General features: G+C 73.8%; 14 protein-coding genes and 1 pseudogene. 5 read left to right on the top strand and 10 right to left on the bottom strand.

All coding sequences use genetic code 11. The annotated features are described in order from the left end of the window. Positions 1-291: 291 nt before the first annotated feature. Positions 292-1,863: a S1C family serine protease gene (locus ADL05_RS05370; RefSeq protein WP_231640608.1), complete on the top strand. Its 1,572-nt coding sequence runs from the start codon at positions 292-294 to the stop codon at positions 1,861-1,863. An 80-nt stretch (positions 1,864-1,943) separates the two neighbouring features. On the opposite strand, the gene ADL05_RS05375 is transcribed toward ADL05_RS05370, so the two are convergent. Then, positions 1,944-3,083 (bottom strand): Mrp/NBP35 family ATP-binding protein, encoded by a 1,140-nt coding sequence (locus ADL05_RS05375; RefSeq protein ID WP_053615736.1) that lies wholly within the window; start codon positions 3,081-3,083, stop codon positions 1,944-1,946. A 632-nt stretch (positions 3,084-3,715) separates the two neighbouring features. Between ADL05_RS05375 and ADL05_RS05380 the strand changes: the two genes are divergently transcribed. Beyond that, positions 3,716-4,729, top strand: a complete 1,014-nt coding sequence (locus ADL05_RS05380; RefSeq protein ID WP_053615737.1) for a type II CAAX prenyl endopeptidase Rce1 family protein — start codon at positions 3,716-3,718, stop codon at positions 4,727-4,729. Positions 4,730-4,765: 36 nt separating this feature from the next. Here ADL05_RS05380 and sph read toward each other — a convergent pair whose 3' ends face one another. From sph to ADL05_RS05395, 3 genes are all read right to left on the bottom strand, one after another. After that, positions 4,766-5,713, bottom strand: a complete 948-nt coding sequence (sph, locus tag ADL05_RS05385) for a sphingomyelin phosphodiesterase (RefSeq protein ID WP_231640609.1) — start codon at positions 5,711-5,713, stop codon at positions 4,766-4,768. A 311-nt stretch (positions 5,714-6,024) separates the two neighbouring features. Next, the gene (locus ADL05_RS05390) at positions 6,025-7,683 is read right to left on the bottom strand and encodes an amidohydrolase (protein WP_053615738.1); all 1,659 of its coding nucleotides are present in this window, start codon (positions 7,681-7,683) and stop codon (positions 6,025-6,027) included. Continuing rightward, positions 7,683-9,293, bottom strand: coding sequence for an APC family permease (locus ADL05_RS05395; RefSeq protein ID WP_082376118.1), 1,611 nt, complete (start codon positions 9,291-9,293; stop codon positions 7,683-7,685). The genes ADL05_RS05390 and ADL05_RS05395 overlap by 1 nt, the downstream gene beginning before the upstream one ends. A gap of 123 nt (positions 9,294-9,416) precedes the next feature. On the opposite strand from ADL05_RS05395, the gene ADL05_RS05400 reads away from it, so the two are divergent. Continuing rightward, a complete protein-coding gene (locus ADL05_RS05400) occupies positions 9,417-10,130 on the top strand; it encodes a TetR/AcrR family transcriptional regulator (RefSeq protein WP_053615739.1) in 714 nt (237 codons plus the stop codon). A gap of 120 nt (positions 10,131-10,250) precedes the next feature. Here the strand turns inward: ADL05_RS05400 and ADL05_RS05405 are convergent, their stop codons facing one another. The 4 genes and pseudogenes from ADL05_RS05405 to ADL05_RS05420 all read right to left on the bottom strand — a co-directional run. Next, positions 10,251-10,931, bottom strand: a complete 681-nt coding sequence (locus tag ADL05_RS05405) for a TetR/AcrR family transcriptional regulator (protein ID WP_053615740.1) — start codon at positions 10,929-10,931, stop codon at positions 10,251-10,253. 29 nt (positions 10,932-10,960) lie between these two features. Further along, positions 10,961-12,721 (bottom strand): ABC transporter ATP-binding protein, encoded by a 1,761-nt coding sequence (locus ADL05_RS05410; protein ID WP_156365720.1) that lies wholly within the window; start codon positions 12,719-12,721, stop codon positions 10,961-10,963. Beyond that, the gene (locus ADL05_RS05415) at positions 12,718-14,739 is read right to left on the bottom strand and encodes an ABC transporter ATP-binding protein (protein ID WP_082376119.1); all 2,022 of its coding nucleotides are present in this window, start codon (positions 14,737-14,739) and stop codon (positions 12,718-12,720) included. Before ADL05_RS05415 ends, ADL05_RS05410 begins: the two co-directional genes overlap by 4 nt. A 765-nt stretch (positions 14,740-15,504) precedes the next feature. Next, a pseudogene (locus ADL05_RS05420) lies at positions 15,505-15,972 on the bottom strand (GtrA family protein); the annotation flags it as partial. A 205-nt stretch (positions 15,973-16,177) separates the two neighbouring features. Here ADL05_RS05420 and ADL05_RS05425 point away from each other — a divergent pair. Then, positions 16,178-17,335: a 5-(carboxyamino)imidazole ribonucleotide synthase gene (locus ADL05_RS05425; protein ID WP_053615741.1), complete on the top strand. Its 1,158-nt coding sequence runs from the start codon at positions 16,178-16,180 to the stop codon at positions 17,333-17,335. Continuing rightward, complete coding sequence (gene purE / locus ADL05_RS05430; protein WP_053615742.1) at positions 17,332-17,877, top strand: 5-(carboxyamino)imidazole ribonucleotide mutase; 546 nt, start codon at positions 17,332-17,334, stop codon at positions 17,875-17,877. Before ADL05_RS05425 ends, purE begins: the two co-directional genes overlap by 4 nt. Positions 17,878-17,935: 58 nt before the next feature. Here the strand turns inward: purE and ADL05_RS05435 are convergent, their stop codons facing one another. Beyond that, on the bottom strand, positions 17,936-18,271 hold the full coding sequence (locus ADL05_RS05435; RefSeq protein ID WP_053615743.1) for a hypothetical protein: 336 nt from the start codon (positions 18,269-18,271) through the stop codon (positions 17,936-17,938). Positions 18,272-18,484: 213 nt separating this feature from the next. Further along, entirely contained in the window at positions 18,485-19,273 is a 789-nt protein-coding gene (locus ADL05_RS05440) for a TNT domain-containing protein (RefSeq protein ID WP_053615744.1), read from the bottom strand. Positions 19,274-19,334 lie beyond the last annotated feature (61 nt).

Raw genomic sequence — 19,334 nt, forward strand, 5'->3', positions numbered from 1 at the left:
AACGCCAAGCGATGTACGGAGCAGGTCTTGAGTGAGGACTTCGGTCGGCCGGACCACGGGGGAGACCCCGGGCGGGCGACCCCACCCCAGGGTGGAACACCCCCCGACGCAGGCGGGCCCCCCGGGCCGCCGGCCGGTCGTCCGCCGACCGGAGCGGCCCCGGGATTCGCCGCGCCCGCGCACACGGGCTCCTTCCCCGCCCCCGGGGCCGCCGGCACCGCCGCGCCATCGGCCGGGTCGGGGGCGCGGCCGACAGGAGCCCCGACGGAAGCGCCTGGCAACGTCAACCCCATGAACCCCACCGGACAACAAGGACCCCAGGGCCACCCCGCCCCCGCGGCCATGGGGCCCGGCGGACCGCCCCCTGGCCAGCAACCGGTCCAGGGAGGGCCCGTCGCCGGGCAGCCGCAGGGATCCGGCGGGTCCGGTACCGCGTCGCAGCAGGGCCCCGGCGGGTCCCCGTCCATGCGGTCACCGGGCTCGGGAGGCCCCAACCCCGGCCAACCCCAGGGCACTGGCGGTCCGACCCCCGGCCGACCCCAGGGCACCAACGGACCGCCCACCGGTCGGCCGCAGAGCCCCGGCGCGCCGGCCCACGGGCAGCCGCAGAGCTCCGGCGGTCCGTCCCACGGGCACCAGTCGGGTCCCGCGGGCCCCAACCCCGGCCAGCCGCAGGGCCCCGCGGGACCACCGGCCGGACAGCCGCCGGGTCCCGGCGGCCCGCACCCCGGCCAGCAGCCGGGCCACTACGGCGCCCCGGCGCCCCGGCGCCGCGGGATCCCCGCCTGGATGGCGCTGTCCGGCATGCTCGTCGTCGCCCTCGTCGCGGGCGGCGCCGGCGGTGTGGCGGGCGCGTTCCTCAACCGTCCGGCCGAACCGGCGGCCGAGGCCGAGGAGCAGGGCGCCAACCTCAACGAGCCCCCGCCCGAGGCCCCCGAGCGCGACCCCGACACGATCGCGGGCGTGGCCCAGCGGGTCAGCCCGAGCGTGGTCTCCATCCAGAGCGCGGACTCCCGGATCGGTGGCGGCGGCTCCGGGTTCGTCATCAGCGGCGACCGCATCGTCACCAACGACCACGTCTCCTCCGTGCTGGAGGAGGACGGCATCCGGATCGAGTACAGCGACGGCACCCTGTCCGACGCCACGGTCATCGGCTCCGATCCCAGCTCGGACCTGGCCGTCCTGGCGCTGGAATCCCCCAAGGACGACGTCGAGGCGCTGGAGTTCGGCGACTCGGACCAGGCGCTCGTGGGCGACGAGGTCATCGCGATCGGCGCGCCGCTGGGGTACGCGGGTACCGTCACGCAGGGCATCATCAGCGCCGTCGACCGCCCGGTCAGCTCCGGTGAGGGCCCCAACGCCAGCCGGTTCTACGCCATCCAGACCGACGCGGCGATCAACCCGGGCAACTCCGGCGGTCCCCTCGTGGACTCCGAGGGCCGGGTCATCGGCGTGAACTCGATGATCGTGAGCATGGCCGGCTACATGGGCGAGTCCACGGGCAACATCGGACTGGGCTTCGCGATCCCCTCCAACGAGGCGGAGCGCGTGGTGAACCGGCTCGTGGACCACGGCGAGACCAGCTACGCCGACATCGGCGCGGAGATCGACCTGGAGAGCCCGATCGCCGGTGCGGTCGTCGCCGAGGGCTCCTCGGCCGTCGAGCCCGGCGGACCGGCCGACGAGGCGGGTCTGCGGTCGGGTGACGTCATCGTGTCCCTGGACGGCCGCCGGGTGCAGTCCGGATCGGAGCTGATGGCGATGCTGCGCGACCGGACCCCGGGGACCGAGGTCGAGCTGGAGTACGAGCGCGACGGCACCCGCGAGAGCACCAGCATCACCCTGGGCGCGACCGCCGACTGACGCGGCGAGGGCCCCGGGAGCGGTGCGGAACGCTCCCGGGGCCCTCGTCGTACGTCGTGCGCGGTGTTCCCGCGCGACCGTCAGCGGCCGGCCGGGGAGATGCCCAGCTGCATGCCCGCGAGTCCGCGCGGCTTGCCCGCCAGGGACTCGGCGATCGAGGTCATGATCTTGCTGGCCTCGGCGTCGGGGTCGCTCAGGACGAGGGGGTTGCCCTCGTCGCCGCCCTCGCGCACCCGGGTGTCCAGCGGGATCTGTCCCAGCAGCGGGATGGTGGTGCCCAGCGTCCGGCTCAGGGCGTCGGCGACCGTCTGGCCGCCGCCCTCGCCGAAGAGCCGCAGCGGCTCCCCGCCGCCCGGGGGAACGAAGTACGACATGTTCTCGATGACGCCGGCGATGCGCTGGTGGGTCTGCGCCGTGATCGCCCCGGCCCGCTCGGCGACCTCGGCCGCCGCCATCTGCGGGGTGGTCACCACGAGCAGCTCGGCGTTCGGCAGCAGCTGCGCGACCGAGATGGCGATGTCGCCGGTGCCCGGGGGCAGGTCCATCAGCAGGACGTCGAGGTCGCCCCAGTACACGTCCGACAGGAACTGCTGGAGCGCGCGGTGCAGCATCGGGCCGCGCCACACCACGGGCTGGTTGCCCTGGGTGAACATGCCCACCGAGATGACCTTGATGTCGTGCGCGGTGGGCGGGAGGATCATGTCCTCGACCTTGGTCGGGTAGTCCGCCGCGCCGAGCATGCGGGGCACCGAGTGGCCGTAGATGTCGGCGTCGACGACGCCGACCTTGTGGCCCTGGGCCGCCATGGCCGCGGCGAGGTTCACCGTGACGGAGGACTTGCCCACCCCGCCCTTGCCGGAGGCGACGGCGAAGACCTTGGTGAGCGAGTTCGGCTTGGCGAAGGGGATCTCCTTCTCCGCCTGGCCGCCGCGCAGCTGCGTCTGCAGCTCCTTGCGCTGCTCGTCGCTCATGACGTCGAGTTCGACGCTGACGGAGGTGACCCCGGCGACCTTGGTCACCGCTTCGGTCACGTCCTTCTCGATGCGTCCCTTCATCGGGCATCCGGCGACGGTCAGGTAGATGCCGACGCGGACGGCACCGTCGTCGGCGATGTCGACGCTCTTGACCATGCCGAGGTCGGTGATGGGGCGGTGGATCTCCGGATCTTGCACCGTGGCCAGGGCCTTGCGCACCTGCTCGGTGGATGGTGTGGAGGACATGTACTCAATCGTAGGTCAGTGGGATGAGGTACTCGGCCTGTGGAGTCGGACCCACGCGACCACCTGTCACAACGGGCCGCGGGGCGCCGACTATTCCGCTCGGGGGGTGGCTCGGGCCACGGAGGGGGCCGTCCGCGGCGCGGGCCGCCGGAGAACCGACGCCGACCGTTCGGAGACCGACGCGGACCGCCCGAGGATTCGGAGGGCCGTTCCGGGAACCGGGGCCGAGCGCGCGGGGCCCGGCGGGAGCGGCCCAGAGGGCCGGCGCGGACCGCCCGGGAACCGGTTCGAGAGGCCCCGGGAACCGGCGCGGGCGGCCCCCGGGAACCGGCGCCGGCAGCCCCCGGACCACGCCTTTTGATCCGCACGGTGATCGTCCGATAACGGCAGGTCCTTAACGCGGGCAATACAGGGCCGGATAGTAGTCTCGGCGCACCATGGGAAATGTTCCACCGCCGCCTGGTTCGTCCTGGCCCGCCGCGCCCGAGGGGTCGGAGGGACGGGCTCTCGACGGCTACCCGCACGAGCAGGACTGGGCGGGCCCGCCCGGGGGCGGGCGGCTCACGCCGCCCGGGGGACAGCCCGCGGTCAGCGCCGAGGCGTCCGTGTGGGCCTGGCCCCCGCCGCGTCCGGTGCGCACCAACGAGTTCGCCAGCGCGGGCCTGCCGGAGGGTGAGCCCTACCACAGGCTCGGGCGCAACTCCCGGTTCCGGTGGTGGACGCCACTGCTGTCCCTGCTGGTCTTCGGCGTCCTCCTGGTCTTCCTGTGGATCGGCATCGTGCTCGCGATCACGATCGTCGCGGTGATCGGTGGGAGCGGCCTGGCCCCCGACGCGATGAGCGTCGGGGAGGTGGCGGGGCTCGCCTTCGGGCTCGCGCCGACGGCCCTCCTGATCCCCATCGTGCTGTTCGTGGTGCGCGTGGTGCAGTGGCGCCGTGTGGGAACCCTGATGTCGGTGGAGGGCCGGTTGCGCTGGCGCTGGCTGCTCCGCTGCCTCACCGTCGCGGTCGTGCCCGTCGCGATGTGCCTGATCGCCTTCCTGTACCTGGTGGACAGCCTGGCCCCGGGGACAGGGCCCGTGCGGGCGACCGGGGGAGCGGAGGTGTTCGCCGCGGCGGTGGTCGTCATCGTCCTGCTGGTGCCGTTCCAGGCCGCCGCCGAGGAGCTCACCGTGCGGGGGCTGATGATGCAGCTCGTCGGTTCCCTGGGCGCCGGCCCGGGCGAGCGCCGGGGCCGGAGCGCCGCCTCGCGCGTGCTGCGCTCGCCGGGAACGGCGGTCCTGGCCGGCGGCACCCTGGTCCCGGTGCTGTACGCGGCCACGCATCCCGACGACCCGTGGGTGACGTCCTCGCTCACGGTCATGGGGCTGGGGATGGCCTGGCTGACCTGGCGCACGGGGGGCGTGGAGGCCGCGATCGGCCTCCACGTGGTCAGCAGCCTGGTCCAGTTCCTGCTCACGGCCTACGAGGGCCGGTTGTCGGAGGTCGGCACGGGGGCCGTCCTCGGCGCCGGACTTCCGCCGGCCGCGGGGACTCCGCTCGGACTGGCGCTGACCGCGGTCCAGGTGGGGGCGTACGTGCTGGGGGTGACCTGGCTCGCCGGCCGCGGGGGCGTACGGCGAGCCAGCGCCCGGGCACGGTACTGACGGCACCGCGCCCGGGCCCGTGAAGCGGCCGAGGCCTCAGCCGGCGGTGCCGAAGACCGGGTAGTGGTCGGAGTAGTCGTCGTAGGTGTAGGTCCGGCCCCAGGACGACACGGACCACGGTTCGCTCTTGACGTCGCGCGTCTCGTTGGTGAACGACGGCGGGGCCGCGGCGCCCCGGATCGGCAGGACGTAGTCGAGTTGCTGCGGTCCCCAGTCGGGGTAGTTGTACTCGGCGATGGAGTTGGTGCCGGTGTCCCACGAGTAGGGGGCGCCGGTGAAGGCCGGCTCGACCGCGTCGAGCACCTTGAGGGCGCGGTCCCACTCCCCGCCGCCGCCGACGATGTTGAGGTCGCCCGCCACGTAGACGGGTTCGCCGTCGGGGATCCCGTCGACGGCGGCGCGGATCTGGCCGAGCTGGTGGGTGCGGATGTCCTCGTCCTCGCCGTCGGCGCAGGAGCCGTCCTCGGACTGCATGTGGGTGCCGATGACGTGCAGCGGACCCTCGGGGGTGTCCAGCTCCACCAGGGCGAAGCCCTTGTTGGCGAACCAGTCGGAGCCGCAGGAGCGCGTGAAGATGTGCTGTTCGCGGCGGACGATCGGCCAGACGCTGTGGACGCTGACACCGCCGTTGGTGGTCGTGTGGCCGCGGTAGCCGGTGGTGGCGTCCCATCCGGAACGCGAGCGCCCCACGACGGGCGTGCCGTGGGGGTACTCGTCGGCGATCCCGGCGCGCAGGACGTCGGCGGAGGCGTTGTCGAAGAGCTCCTGGAGGACCACGACGTCCTGTCCGGACACGACGCCGTCCCGGGCGATGAGGTCGGCGCGGATCTCCTGGCCCCAGTTGGGGTAGAGCACGCGGGGCAGCAGGTAGGCGTTGTAGGTGGCGATGCGGGGTGGTCCGGAGTCGGCGGCCACGGGTCCCACGGCCACGAAGAGGGGGAGGATCAGGGCGACGATGAGGGCGGGGGCAGTTCGTCTGTACACGACAGCACAGCCTGTCCAGTCGAGGACACCGCCCGGGCACCATGGGGTTACCGGTTGGTAGCGACCACGTGGACGTTCCCGCCCGTGCCCCGGGGCTCGCGCTCGCTCCCGCGCTTCCTTGCGCTCGCTCGCGTTTGTCTGTCCGCTGTCCGAGCTGCGGGACTTGCTCATCAGAGTGGCGCAGGCGGGGCTCGTCCAGGCGGACCGGCCCCATGGGATCCTCGACGAGGTCTTCGACAGCCTCAGCGGGAACCGTCCGGACCTGTCGGACGGGCCCACCGGGGGCCGCTCCCCGGTGGGCCCGAGCGGGGTCAGGCGCTGGACGCCTCGTGGACGGCCTCCCCCTCCACGAGGGTCAGCACGACGCGGGCCTCGTGGATCCCCTCCGGCGGGCCCGCGAACGGGTCGCGGTCCAGGACCACCAGGTCGGCCAGCGCGCCCGGGCGGACCGCGCCCGTGTCGTCGAGCCGGTTCACGTACGCCGAACCGGCCGTGTACGCCGTCACCGCCGTGCGCAGGTCCAGGCGCTCCTGCGGGAGGAACACCGGACTGGACGAGCCCGGCAGGACCCTGTTGACCGCGACGTGGAGGCCCAGCACCGGGTCCGGGCTGCTGACCGGCCAGTCGCTGCCCGCCGCCAGGACGGTGCCGGCCCTGTGCAGTGAGCCGAACGGGTACTGCCACCCCGCGCGCTCGGGACCCAGGAACGGAATGGTCAACTCGTCCATCTGCGGCTCGTGCGCCGCCCACAGCGGCTGGAGGTTCGCGGTCGCTCCCAGGGCGGCGAAGCGGGGCACGTCGTCGGGGTGGACCACCTGCAGGTGCGCCAGGTGGGGCCGGTTCGGGGAGGGCCCGTTGGCCTCGCGCGCCGCCTCCACGGCGTCCAGGGCGTCGCGTACGGCCCGGTCGCCGAGCGCGTGGAAGTGCGTCTGGAACCCGGCCGCGTCGAGTTCGGTGACGTAGTGGGGCAACCGCCTCGCGTCCACGAAGCTCGTCCCCCGGTTGCCCGTGGGGCACCCGCAGCCGTCCAGGTACGGGTCGAGCATCGCCGCCGTGCCCGTCTCGGCGATCCCGTCGAGCATGATCTTCACGGTGTCGGCGCGGAACCGGCCGTGGCTCAGGGCCGCGCGGCGTTCGACGAGTTCGGGGATCTGCTCGGCACCGCGTTCCCGGTCCCACCACAGCGCGCCGACGACCCGGGCGGTGAGTGCTCCCTCCCGCGCGAGCGACGCGTAGGCCGCCGACACGTCCGGCATGCCGGGGAAGTTCCCCACGATGGCGTCCTGCCAGGCCGTGATGCCCAGCGCGTGGAGGTGCCGCTGGGCCCGCAGCAGCGCGGCGCGCAGGTCCGCGGGGGAGGGCTCCGGGACCAACCGTCCCACCAGGCCCATGGCCCCCTCCTGGAGCAGCCCGGTGGGTTCGCCGTCGGCGTCGCGCTCGATCCGGCCGTCCGCAGGGTCGGGGGTGCGGCGCGTGATGCCCGCGAGCTCCAGCGCCCGGCTGTTGACCCAGGCCCCGTGGTGGTCGCAGTTGGGCAGGTACACCGGGCGGTCCGGGACCCTGGCGTCCAGGGCCGCCCGGTGCGGTGCGCCGCCCTCGAAGGCCTCCATGGACCAGCCGCCGCCGGTGATCCACTCCCGGTCGGGGTGCGCGGCGGCGTAGGCGGCCACGGCGGCGACGGTCTCCTCCGCGGTCCCGGCACCGGTCAGGTCGCAGTGGACCATCTCCAACCCGGCGGTGACCGGGTGCACGTGGGCGTCCTGGTAGCCGGGCAGCAGGAGCCGTCCGGCCAGGTCCACGACCCTGGTGGAGGGGCCGACCAGGTCCAGGACCTCCTCGCGGCCGACGGCGGTGACGCGGCCCGCGGTGACGGCGACGGTGTTGGCGCCGCCGGGTGCTCCAGGGTCCCTGGAGTCCGGGGTGAGGACGGGGCCTCCGGTGAGGACGAGGTCGGCGTGGCGGACGTTCATCAGTGGGTCAGTCCTTCCGGTTCGGGGGAGGTGGGTTCGCTCAGGGAGGGCTCGGCAGACTTGGCAGGCTCGGAGGGCTCGGAGGGCTCGGAGGGCTCGGAGGGCTCGGCGGGCTGGTACGGATCGGCCGCCCGCAGGAAGTAGGGGGACCTGCGCACCCAGCGGGCCCAGGCGGCGGCCGCCAGCCCCGAGGCGAGCATGACCGCCGGGACCGTCAGGAGGAACCAGCCGTTGTTCGGATCCACGGCGAAGTGGTCGGTGCCGGTGGCGAAGAGCCAGCACAGGTACCCGGTGATCACGAGCAGGACCGTCCCGCCCAGCAGTGGCAGGACCACCGCCACGAGCCCGGCCCGCCACGAGGTCCGGAACAGGCCGAGGAACCGCACGGCCGCGGCCAGCGCCGTCAGGACGTAGATGAGCGCGATGAGCAGGCCGACCGAGTTGACGGTCGCCAGGATGACGTCCGAGAGCCGGGGGATCGCCAGCGACAGCACGGCGACGGCCGCCGCCAGCGCGCCCAGGGCCACGGTTCCCGCGGCCGGTGTGCCGAAGCGCGTGCTGACCCGGGACCACAGCGGCCCCAGGGTGCGGTCCCGGCTCATGGCGAACATGGCGCGCGCGGTCGGGATCACCCCGGACTGGAGGGAGGCCACGGCCGAGAACATCAGCGCCACCAGCGGAAGCGCCGCCCACGGCTGTCCGGCCAGGTGGCCGGCGAAGACGGCGAGCCCCTGCTCTCCGCTCTCGGTCAGCTCCCGGTCCGACAGCACCCGCTGGAAGGCCACCGAGCCGAGCATGAACAGGACCAGCACGCTGAGCAGCGTGATCACCCCGGCGCGGGAGGCGTCGCGCGGGTCGCGGACCTCCTCGTTGACGCTGAAGGCCGCCTCGAACCCCCAGTAGCAGAACACCGACAGCAGCAGGCCCTGCGCCAGCACCTGGGCCGAGGGCAGCGCGAACGGGTTGAACCAGTCCCAGCTGAAGGGGTTGGGCCCGGTGACGGCGCCGTAGCCGAGGAACCCGAGCAGGACCGCGTACTCGAAGACCAGGAGCGCGATCTGGAACCGGGCCGCCGTGCGCAGCCCGACGACCGCGGTCAGGGTGACACCGACGAGGACGAGGACGCCCACCGCGACCGTCTGGGCGGTGGAGCCGGGGTCGAAGTCGAGCCCCGCGACACCGGTCACCCCGAACACCAGGGCGGTCTGGAGGATCGCGGACCCGGTCACGGCCGTGGTGTAGGCCAGGAAGGCCACCGTGGCGACGATGAGGGTCCACCCCACCAGGAAGCCCAGCCAGGGGCTGAGGGAGCGGCCGACCCACACGTAGGTGTTGCCCGCGTTCGGCTCCACCCGGTTGAGCTGGGTGTACGCCCCCGCGATGCACAGGATGGGCAGGACGCCCAGCAGCAGGACGGCGGGCAGGTGGGGGCCGACGGTGAGGGCCATCGCGGTCAGGCCGATGCCGATGGTCGTGGTGGCCGCCGTGCTGGAGGCCGCGATGGCGACGCCGTCCAGGACGCCGATGGACCGGCGCAGCGGCTCGGTCGTCGGGACGGGCGATGGGAGGGGAGGCGGGACGGCCGGGGTCGGGGGAGGCGTCGCTGTCACGGTGGGCTCCGTTCGCTGGGGGGCTGGTCCGGTGAACCGAAATCAAACAGCTCGGCCTCTTCACAGGTCAATGCTGTTGTCATAAGCTTCGCCACCCGGGATCCCACGACCTTCGAGGTGCCGATGACCGAGCGAGTGGTGCCGCCCGCGCGGCGGCGGCGCCGACGTCCGACCAAACAGGGTGTCGTGCTGTCGGAGGAGCTGATCGTCGCGACGGCCCTGCGGCTGATCAGCGAACACGGGGCCGAGGCCCTGACGGTCCGGCGGTTGGGGCACGCGCTCGGCGCCGACCCCAGCAGCCTGTACCGCTATTTCCGCAACGCCGACGACCTGATGCTGGCGGTGGCCGACGAGATGATCGGCCGTGTCCTGCGGGAGTGGCGACCAGGCGGTGACTGGCGTGCCGACCTGCGCGATCTGGGGCTCAGGATGCACGCCGGGGCCCTGTCACACCCGCAGGCGACCGTGTTGAGCGCGTACCGGGTGACCGGCCGCGTGCACGAGATCGGGGCGGTGGAGGCGATCCTCGGGGTGCTGCGCGGGGCGGGCTTCCCCGACGCCGAGGCGGTACGGATCTACCACGCGTTCATCGACACGACCCTGGGCTTCGCGGCCCTGGACGCGGGGAACGCGGCGCTGCCCAGGGCCGCCCGCGAAGCCGAGCAGCGGGTGTGGCGGGAGACCTACGCCGGCCTGCCGGAGGAGACCCACCCCCACATCGCCGCGACCGTCCCGCTGCTCGCGGCCAGCATGCGGGGGAGCGCCTATCCGACGGCCCTGGACATGCTGCTGGCGGCGGCCGCGGCGCGCCTGGCCCGCGTCACCCGGGAGCCGTGAGCCGGACGGGCATCGTTCCTGCGGGGCCCCGCCCCCGCCCCGCACCCGCCTCGGATCTGCCGCGCGCCCCCGCGTCCGTACCGGCGGACCGGATGTCCTCCGATGCTCCGGGCGCGGTCCTCAGCGGGGGGCGAGGCGGGCGCCGATGCCGTCCAGGCACACCTGCAGCTTGCGGTCGAACCACTCCCGGGGAGGTCCGGCGAGCATGTCGTGCACCGCCTCCCGCAGGGGCGGGTCCAGCAGCGCCAGCATGCCGGGCGACGACATCCGGTCGCGCAGGCTGTCCTGCCCGTCCGCGTCGTCCATCAGCTCCCAGCCGTCGTGGCTGTCGAAGGCCAGGTCCATGACGATGTCGCAGGCCAGGAACGCGTCGGAGGGCGTGAACCCGTACTCGGTGAGGCCGCGGGCGGTGAGGTTGACGTGCCGGACGAACTCCTTCGAGGTGGGGACCGCCTCGTTCACCTCACCGGCGAGCCCCGGGTGGGCGTCCAGCAGGTCCCACACCGTCCACACCGTGGCCTCCAGGTACTCGCGCCACGTGCGCCCCTCCGGGCCGGGCCACTCGCCGCCGCCCTCCACGACGCGGTCCAACGCCAGACCCGCCAGGTGGGCCCGGCTCTCGACGTAGCGGTACAGCGTGGCGTGGTTGACTCCGAGGTCGCGCGCGACGGCGGAGACCGACAGGGAACGGAAGCCCACCCGCAGCGCGGCCGAGGTGACGGCCTCGACCGTGAGCGAGGCGGGGCGTCCGGGGCGGCGCCGCCCGGTCACCGGGGACAGCGGGTTGCGCGGGCGTTCCATGACGGCGGAGTCTACCGCCGCCGCGCTCGCTACCGACCTCCGCCGCTGGTCCCCGCGCCGATCCGCCATCCCGAGGCCGCCCGGCGCCGCTCCCAGAACCGCGCGTACCGGCGCCCGCGCGCAACGAGTTCCTCGTGCGTACCGCGCTCCACCACCCGGCCCCGTTCGAGGAAGACGATCTGGTCCGCGCCCAGGACCGTCGCCGGACGATGGGCGATGACGACCATGGTCCGCTGACCGCGCAGGCTGTCGAGGGCGCCGGCGACGGCGGACTCGTTCTCGGCGTCCAGCGCGGCCGTGGCCTCGTCCAGCAGGACGATCGGGGCGTCCTTGAGCAGCGCCCGCGCCAGTGCGACGCGCTGGCGCTCCCCGCCGGACAGGCGGGCGCCGCCCTCGCCCACGACCGTGTCCCAGCCCTGGGGCAGGCGCCGGACGACCTCGTCGAGCCGGGCGAGCCGCGCCGCCTCGGCGATCGCGGCGCCGTCGGCGCCGGGGCGGGCGAGCACCACGTTGTCGCGGATGGTGCCCTCGAACAGGTACACGTCCTGGAAGACCAGGGACATCCGCGACATCAGCTCCTCCACGGCCACGTCGCGCACGTCCACGCCGCCGACCGCGATCCCGCCCGCGTCCGGGTCGAAGAAGCGGGAGATGAGCCGGATGACCGTGCTCTTGCCGGAGCCGGACGGTCCGACCAGCGCTGTCGTGGTGTTCTCGGCGACGGTGAGGGAGACCCCGTCCAGGGCCGCGGTGTCGGCGCCGGGGTAGGTGAAGCCGACGTCGCGCAGTTCGATCGCGGCGCCCCGCGGTGTCCGGGGATCGGCGGGTTCGGGGAGCGGCCGCGCCGCGAGGACCTCCTCGATCCGGTCCAGGCTGTTGCGGGTGATGCGTGTGGTCATGCCGACCTCGGCCACCGTCCCCAGCGGCTCGATGAACCTGTTGACCAGTACGAGAAGGACCACCGTCTCCACGGCCGCGAGCCGCCCGTCGACGGTGAGCTGGGCGGCGACCACGAGCAGGATGGTGAACGCCGCCTGCACGACCCAGGAGTTGAGGACCAGCGGGGGCAGGGCCGTCCAGACGCTGCGCCGGTCGGCGCGGTTCTGCTCGGTGAGGGCCCGGTCGAGCCGCGTGCCTCCCTGCCCGGTGGCGCCGAAGGCGCGCAGCGCGGGCTGGTTGCGGGCGAACTCCACGACCCTGGCCGAGGCGCGGACGGCCGAGGCGTCGGCGCGCCGGTCCGCCCGGAGGATCATCGCGCTGCCGAGCTGGAACAGCAGGAGCACGGCGAGGACGCAGACGGCGCCGACGGCCGCCAGGCGCGCGTCGTACACGGCGAGGACCGCCAGGACGGTGACCGGCGTGACCACCGACGCCACGAGGGCCTGGAGCTGGTGGGCGGGCAGCCCCATGACGTCCACGACGCCCTTGCTCATGAGGTGGCCGAGCCGTCCCACGCGATCCCCCGCGAACCAGCCCACGGGAAGGGTGGACACGTGGTCGCCCACGCGGTGGTGCAGGGTGCGCAGCAGGCGCAGTCCCACGGAGTACCCGAGGCGCTGCTGGCCGTAGGACAGCACCCAGCACGCGGCCACGGCGCCCGCCATGGCCAGGAGCCAGGGCCGTGCCCCGTCGGTGTCGCCCTCCAGCAGCGACGCGAGCACCGGTACGAGGAGGACGTAGGTGAGGCCCTGGGCGACGCAGGAGGCCACGAGCACGGACAGGTGGGTCAGGACGGCGGTCCGGTGCCGGGGTCCGGCGACACGGAGGAACTGGCGGATCAGCGTGATCATCGGTGCCCCTTCGGCGCGGCGTCGGTCCCGGTGCGCGGGGTGGTGCCGGTCTCGGCGTCGGTCGTGCCCGCGGCGCCCGCGTCGGTGTCGGTCGCGGCGTCCGCTCCGGCCGTGCTCGCGGTGGTGTGCGGGCTGCTGGTGGTGTGGGTTCCGGCGGCACTTTCCCCGCCGCTCGCGGCACTGCTGCTTCCGGCATCCGTACCGGTCACCGCGGTCCCGCGGCCGTGCTCCTGGCTCGCCCACAACCGCGCGTACACCCCGTCGGTGTCGGCGAGCAGTTCCCCGTGGCGCCCGCGCTGGACGATGCGGCCCTCGTCCACGACGAGGATCTGGTCGGCGTCCACCACCGTGCCGAGCCGGTGGGCGATGACCATCAGCGTCCGGCCCCGCGCGAGCGCGGACAGCGCGTCCTGCAGGTCCGCATCGGTCTCGGGGTCGGCGTAGGAGGTCGCCTCGTCCAGGACCAGGACGTCGGGGTCGGCGAGCAGGGCCCTGGCCACGCAGACGCGCTGTGCCTCCCCGCCGGACAGCTCGGCGTCCTCGCCGATCACGGTGTCGTAGCCCCGGGGGAGCGCGAGCGCGAGGTCGTGCACCCGCGCCGCGCGCGCGGCGGCCTCGATCTCCTCCTGGTCGGCGTTCGGCCTGCCCAGGGCGATGTTGGCCCGCACGGTGTCGCGGAGCAGATGGGTGTCCTGGAAGACGAAGGACACCCGGCCGTAGAGTTCGCGGGGATCGAGTTCGCGCAGGTCCACGCCGCCGAGCGTGATGGCGCCGCCGGTGGGGTCGGCGAAGCGGGGCAGTAGGCGGGCCACGGTCGACTTGCCCGAGCCGGACCGGCCGACCAGCGCCGTGACGCTGCCCGGGACCAGTTCCAGGTCGATGCCCCGCAGCGCCTCCACGCCCTCCTCGTACTGGAACCGTACGCCCCGGTAGGCCACGGTGCTGTCGGCGGGCGTGCGCGGGGAGCGGGGCATGGGCAGGGGCGGCGTCCCCAGGACGTCCTGGACCCGGCTCGCGGCCTCCCGGGACAGGCGCAGTTCGTAGGCGGTGCCGTCCACCGCCTGCACGGACGAGGCCAGACCCAGGCCCAACAGGGCGAAGGGCAGCACGTCCACCGGCTCGATCCAGTCCGCCGCCACGAACCCCGTGCCCGCCGCCAGGACGAGCAGCAGCACCGTGGTCGGGGCGATCAGGGCGCCGCCGACCGCGCTGGCTGCGAGCATCGGACGAACCCATTCCTCGTAGAAGTCGGCGAAGTCGTCGCCCGCCCGGCGCAGCCCGGCGTGCGCCCGTCCCGTCCGGCCGAAGGCCTTGACGACGGCGATCCCGCGGACGAACTCCACGACCGCGGCCTGGATGCCGGACATCGCGCTCTGCATGCGCTCCATCTGTTCGGCGAAGCCGCGCAGCATGACGGCGTACATGACCAGGTACAGCGGCAGGGGAGCGATGGTGATCAGCGCCAGGCGCCAGTCCACCCACAGCAGGTAGCCGAAGGCGGCGAGCGGGGTCACGACGGCGCCCACGAGGTCCAGGAGGGCGTGCGCCACGAGGTGGTGCAGCGTGCTGACGTCGTCCTGGACCACGCGCTTGACCCGGCCCGACCCGTGGCGGTCCAGCCAGGCCAGGGGGAGGGCGGCCACGTGGGCGGCCACTCGCCGGCGCAGCGTCAGCGAGAGGGCGTTGTCGGCCAGGTGGGTGATGAGTCCGGCCGTGCCGAACAGGGCGAAGCGGGCGGCCAGGGCCACGGCGGCGACGGTGATGACGAGGCGGACGTGGTGGGGGGAGCCGTCCGCGAGGAGGGTGCGGGCGAGTTCGACGACCGCGATCAGCGGAACGACGGCCGCGAGGGCGGAGAGGCACTGGAGTACGGCCGCGACGGCCAGCGGTCCCCGGATCGGTCGCAGGAGCGCGCGCAGCGGGGCCGTCCCTCCTGGCGGCGGTGGTGGTGGCGATGAGGGCGGTGGGGGAGCGGCGGCACGGGTGTCCTCACGTGCCTGCTCCGCGCTGTGGGTCATGGGGGCTCCGGATGGCGGAAGGGGCGGGAGCGGCGTGGTTCCGCATGCGGCGGCAACACCGACCCGTATTTACAACACCTGTTTCTAATAACATAGGCTCACCTAAGTCAAGAGCAGAGCGGGAATGATCATCATTTTCTCCATGGCGAGCACGCCCCGATCACGGTCGGCGCGCGGAGTCGGAGCGGTTCTCGTTCCGAGAGCGGTCACCACCGGTCGGGTGGGTTCTCGCGACAGGGGCGGGCGTGACCGGGCGCCGCCGGTGGAACGGAGTCGGGGCCGTGCGCTCCTGGAGCGGTCACTGCCGCGAGGCCGCGTTCCCACAGGTCAGGTGCCAGGAATCGAACGGCGGCCGCGGCGCCTCGTGCCCGTCCCACACGCGGCCGGAGGTGCCGGTTCGGCGTCCGGTGGGCTGGCACATCACCCAGCCGTCAGAGCGGGATCGGGGCCGGAGCGGATCAGGGCCGGAGGAGCGGCCTCACCCGGCGGGGTATCCAGCCGGGGGACGGCGCGCCCACCGGCGATCGCCCCGTCGCGGTCCGGTCGCCCGGCCGCCGCCTCGCAGGACGGTCGTTCGCCCGATCGCCGGGTCCGTCCGGAGGGGTGGAGAAGGAGAAACGTCCGGGGTCAGTGGCCGTCGGGTACGGAGGGGGCCGTGGCGTCCTCGGCGGACCCGTCCATGGCGCGGCCGGGCAGGGCGGCCTCGCCCACGGCGGGCTCCGGCGCCGCGCCTCCACTCGCCGCGCCCCCACCGCTCGCCGCGATCCCGGTCGGCCCGGCCGTCGCCGGGTCGGGCTCGGGATGCGGGGGGAACACCCACGTCCGGTAGGACCAGAAGCGGAACAGCGTCCCCAGGCCCACGCCGACGACGTTGCCCGCGATGTTCTGCGCGAGAGGGCCGGTCAGGTCCAGGACGTAGACCGCCACACCCAGGCAGGCGAGCTGGACCAGCATGCCCACGCCGTTCATCGCCAGGAACAGCAGCGTCTCCCGCCAGTATCCCGTGCGGGCCCGGTCGCGGAAGGTCCAGAAGCGGTTGCCGACGAACGCGACCGCGATCGAGCAGAGCGTGCCGATGAGCTGCCCCGTCATCGGCTCGGCACCGGCCACCTGCCACAGGAAGTTCGTCACACCGATCTGCACGACGTAGGCCACCGCCCCGACCGAGCCGAACTTGCCCAGCTCCTTCACGAGCCTGGCGAGTCGGGGATGACGTGAGAGGAACTGTCGCACGGCCTTGGCCTCCGGGCACGGGATTCGGGGGTCGCGCGGCACCGGCCGGTGGCGGGGCCTCGGACCGCCGCGCGCGCACGCCCTAGACTCTAGCCGGGGACTGGAGCTAGACCCCGGCCGCGGGTTCCGAGCCGACCCGGCCAGGTTCCGCCGCGAGCGGAGCCGTCCCGTCACCGCGGTGGACGAGCATGTGAGTTGAGGAACTGTGAGCGAGCGTAACCGCACCGTCCCCCGCGTGGGAATGGTCGGAGGTGGCCAACTCTCCCGGATGACCCACCAGGCGGGCATCGCGCTGGGCGTGGACTTCGCCGTCCTGGCCGCGCATCCCACCGACAGCGCCGCGTTGGTCTGCGGCGATGTCACCCTGGGCGACGACCGCGGCCTGGACGACGTCCTGGCCTTCGCCAAGGCCCAGGACGTGGTGACCTTCGACCACGAACACGTGCCCGAGCCCGTTCTGCGGGCGGTGGAGGAGGCGGGCGGCCTGCTGCGGCCCGGCCGCGACGCCCTCCGCTTCGCCCAGGACAAGCTGCGCATGCGCACCCGGATGAGCGAACTCGGCGCCCCCTCGCCCGCGTGGCGGGCGGTCACCACGACCGAGCACGTGTCCGCGTTCGCCGAGGGCACCGGCTGGCCCGTCGTGCTCAAGGCGGCCCGCGGCGGCTACGACGGCAAGGGCGTGTGGGTGGTGGCGACCCCCGCCGAGGCGGAGGAGGTCGTCGCCCGCGCCGCCGCCGAGGAGGTGCCGCTGCTGGTCGAGGAGAAGGTCGACTTCCGCCGCGAGCTGGCCGTGCAGGTCGCGCGTTCCCCGCACGGGCAGGTCGCCGTCTACCCGGTCGTGGAGACCGTGCAGCGCGGCGGCATCTGCCACGAGGTGATCGCGCCCGCTCCCGGCCTGGACGACGAGAAGGCGACCCGCGCCCAACAGCTGGCGATCGAGATCGCGCACGCGCTCGACGTCACCGGCGTCCTGGCCGTGGAGCTGTTCGAGACCGCTGACGGCGTGGTCGTCAACGAGTTGGCGATGCGTCCGCACAACTCCGGCCACTGGAGCATCGAGGGCGCGCGCACGTCGCAGTTCGAGCAGCACCTGCGCGCGGTGCTCAACCTGCCCCTGGGGTCGCCGCGCACCAACGCCCCCTACACCGTGATGGCCAACCTGCTGGGCGGCGAGGACCCCGAGGTCTACCGCCGCTACCTGCACGTCATGGCCAAGGACCCCGAGGTGAAGGTGCACTTCTACGGCAAGGACGTGCGTCCGGGCCGCAAGATCGGGCATGTCACCGTGATGGGCGACGACCACCAGGACCTGCTGGAGCGCGCCCGGGACGCCGCTGACTACCTGCGAGGAGACGGACAGTGACCGACAACGCCAACGGGCGGGGCCCCGCTGTGGGCATCGTGATGGGGTCGGACTCCGACTGGCCGGTGATGCGGGAGGCGGCCGACGCCCTCCGGGAGTTCGACATCGCCTTCGAGGCCGACGTGGTCTCGGCCCACCGAATGCCGCACGACATGATCGCCTACGGGGAGCGGGCGGCCGAGCGCGGGCTCAAGGTCATCATCGCGGGCGCGGGCGGTGCCGCCCACCTGCCGGGGATGCTGGCGTCGGTCACCACACTGCCCGTCGTGGGTGTGCCGGTGCCGTTGAAGTACCTGGACGGGATGGACTCGCTGCTGTCCATCGTCCAGATGCCCGCGGGGGTGCCGGTGGCGACGGTCGCGGTGGGCGCGGCCCGCAACGCAGGGCTGCTGGCGGTGCGCGTGCTGGCCGCCGGCGACCCGGACCTGACCGAGCGGATGTCCCGCTTCCAGGAGGAGCTCAAGTCGCAGGCCTACGCCAAGGGCGAGCGGCTGCGCCGCGAGGTCGCCGAGGGCGGCAGGCCCGCGGGCTTCGGCCGCTGACCGACGAGGAGTCCGGCCCGGGTGGTCGCGCCCGGGCCGGACGCCGCGGATCCGCCGCTCAGTAGGTGAGACCGCGGACCACATCGTCGTATTCGTCCAACCGGTCGGGGCACACGTGCTCGACGTGCACGCGTCGCACGGACAGGGCCCGGGCCGGGTCGCCGCCGTCGGAGAGCGCCGTCGCGCCCAGCGAGAACTGCCGTTCGTCGCTCGCGCACACGGTGTCGGCCGTCTCCCGCAACTCCTGCCAGGTCTGATCGTCCATCTCGTCCGGGTCGACGCCGAGTACATCGGCCACGTCCGATCGATGGGCGTCCTCGTCGTAGGCGGAGCAGCCGGCGGTCAGGGCGAGGAGGACGGCGGTCATGGCCGCCAGGGCGCGCGGGTGTGCCACTGGGGGATGCCTTTCGGGTGTGGGGGGAGCACCGGAGCGGGCGGGGCGCGGGTCGCGCACCAGGGCGCGGAACACGCCCTAGTGTGCACCAGACGCATGCGCGTCCGCTACCAGGGATTTCGCCGACGAGGCCCGCCCCGGCGCGGCCGGGCGGCCGTCACCGCACGGCCGCCCCCGTCCCCGCGCCGCCCCCGTCACCGATCGGCGCCCGGGTCAGGACGCCAGGTCGTAGCCCTTCGGCGGCACGCACTCCTCGGCCGGACGCTGGTCGAGGTAGCCCCGGTCCAGGAGCTCCGCCACCGGCACGTACCCCTCACCATCGGCCTCCGGCAGTTCGTCGGCGGGCACCAGGAGCTGCTCGCCGCCGCCGGGCTGCTCGAAGTGCGGGGCGATCGGACCCACCAGCGCGGTGACGCCGGTCAGCACCTCGTAGCAGTTGTAGTTGTGCTCAGCGCCCCCTGGCCACGTGTTCAGGGAGTCCGGCGGCAGCGCTCGCTCGGCGAAGGGCGCGCCCGCCGGGGCCAGGAACGTGCCGCGCGGCGATCCGAACCGGTCCAGCATCGTGCCCGGCTCCAGTGCGCGCAGCTCGTTGACCGGCTCGCCGTCCACGACCACGAAACCGTCGTGCTCGGGGTAGTTCCAGCCGCTCCACGTCTGCCCCGTGTCCGGATCGACCTGGTCCTCCAGGTACCACTCGTCCAGGAACTCGACCGGCCAGAGGCCGCCGAAGGGCTCGTACCCCTCGACCAGTCGCGCCACCGGCCCCTCCTCTGGCAGGTCGGCCGGGCCGAGCCGCGGGTCGCCGCACACGTACTCCGCCCGTTCCTCGGCCGTGGGCGGGGGATCGAGCAGTGGGCACTCCTCCATGGGCTCCCCGGCGAGCGCGGGCACGGGGGAGGGCGGTGTCGGGGAAGGGGGCGCCGACGCGGCCGCGTGGGCGTGCGCGGGCGGGGCCAGGACGAGCAGGGCCAGGGCGGCTGCGGCCACCGTGGTGGGCTTCACCAGGGGTCTCCGTTCGGTGCTCGGACATCCGTCGAATCGGATGTGCTCGGGTAGTTACGGA

The organism is Nocardiopsis sp. NRRL B-16309, assembly GCF_001279585.1.
In the GTDB taxonomy this organism is placed as follows: Bacteria; Actinomycetota; Actinomycetes; order Streptosporangiales; family Streptosporangiaceae; genus Nocardiopsis.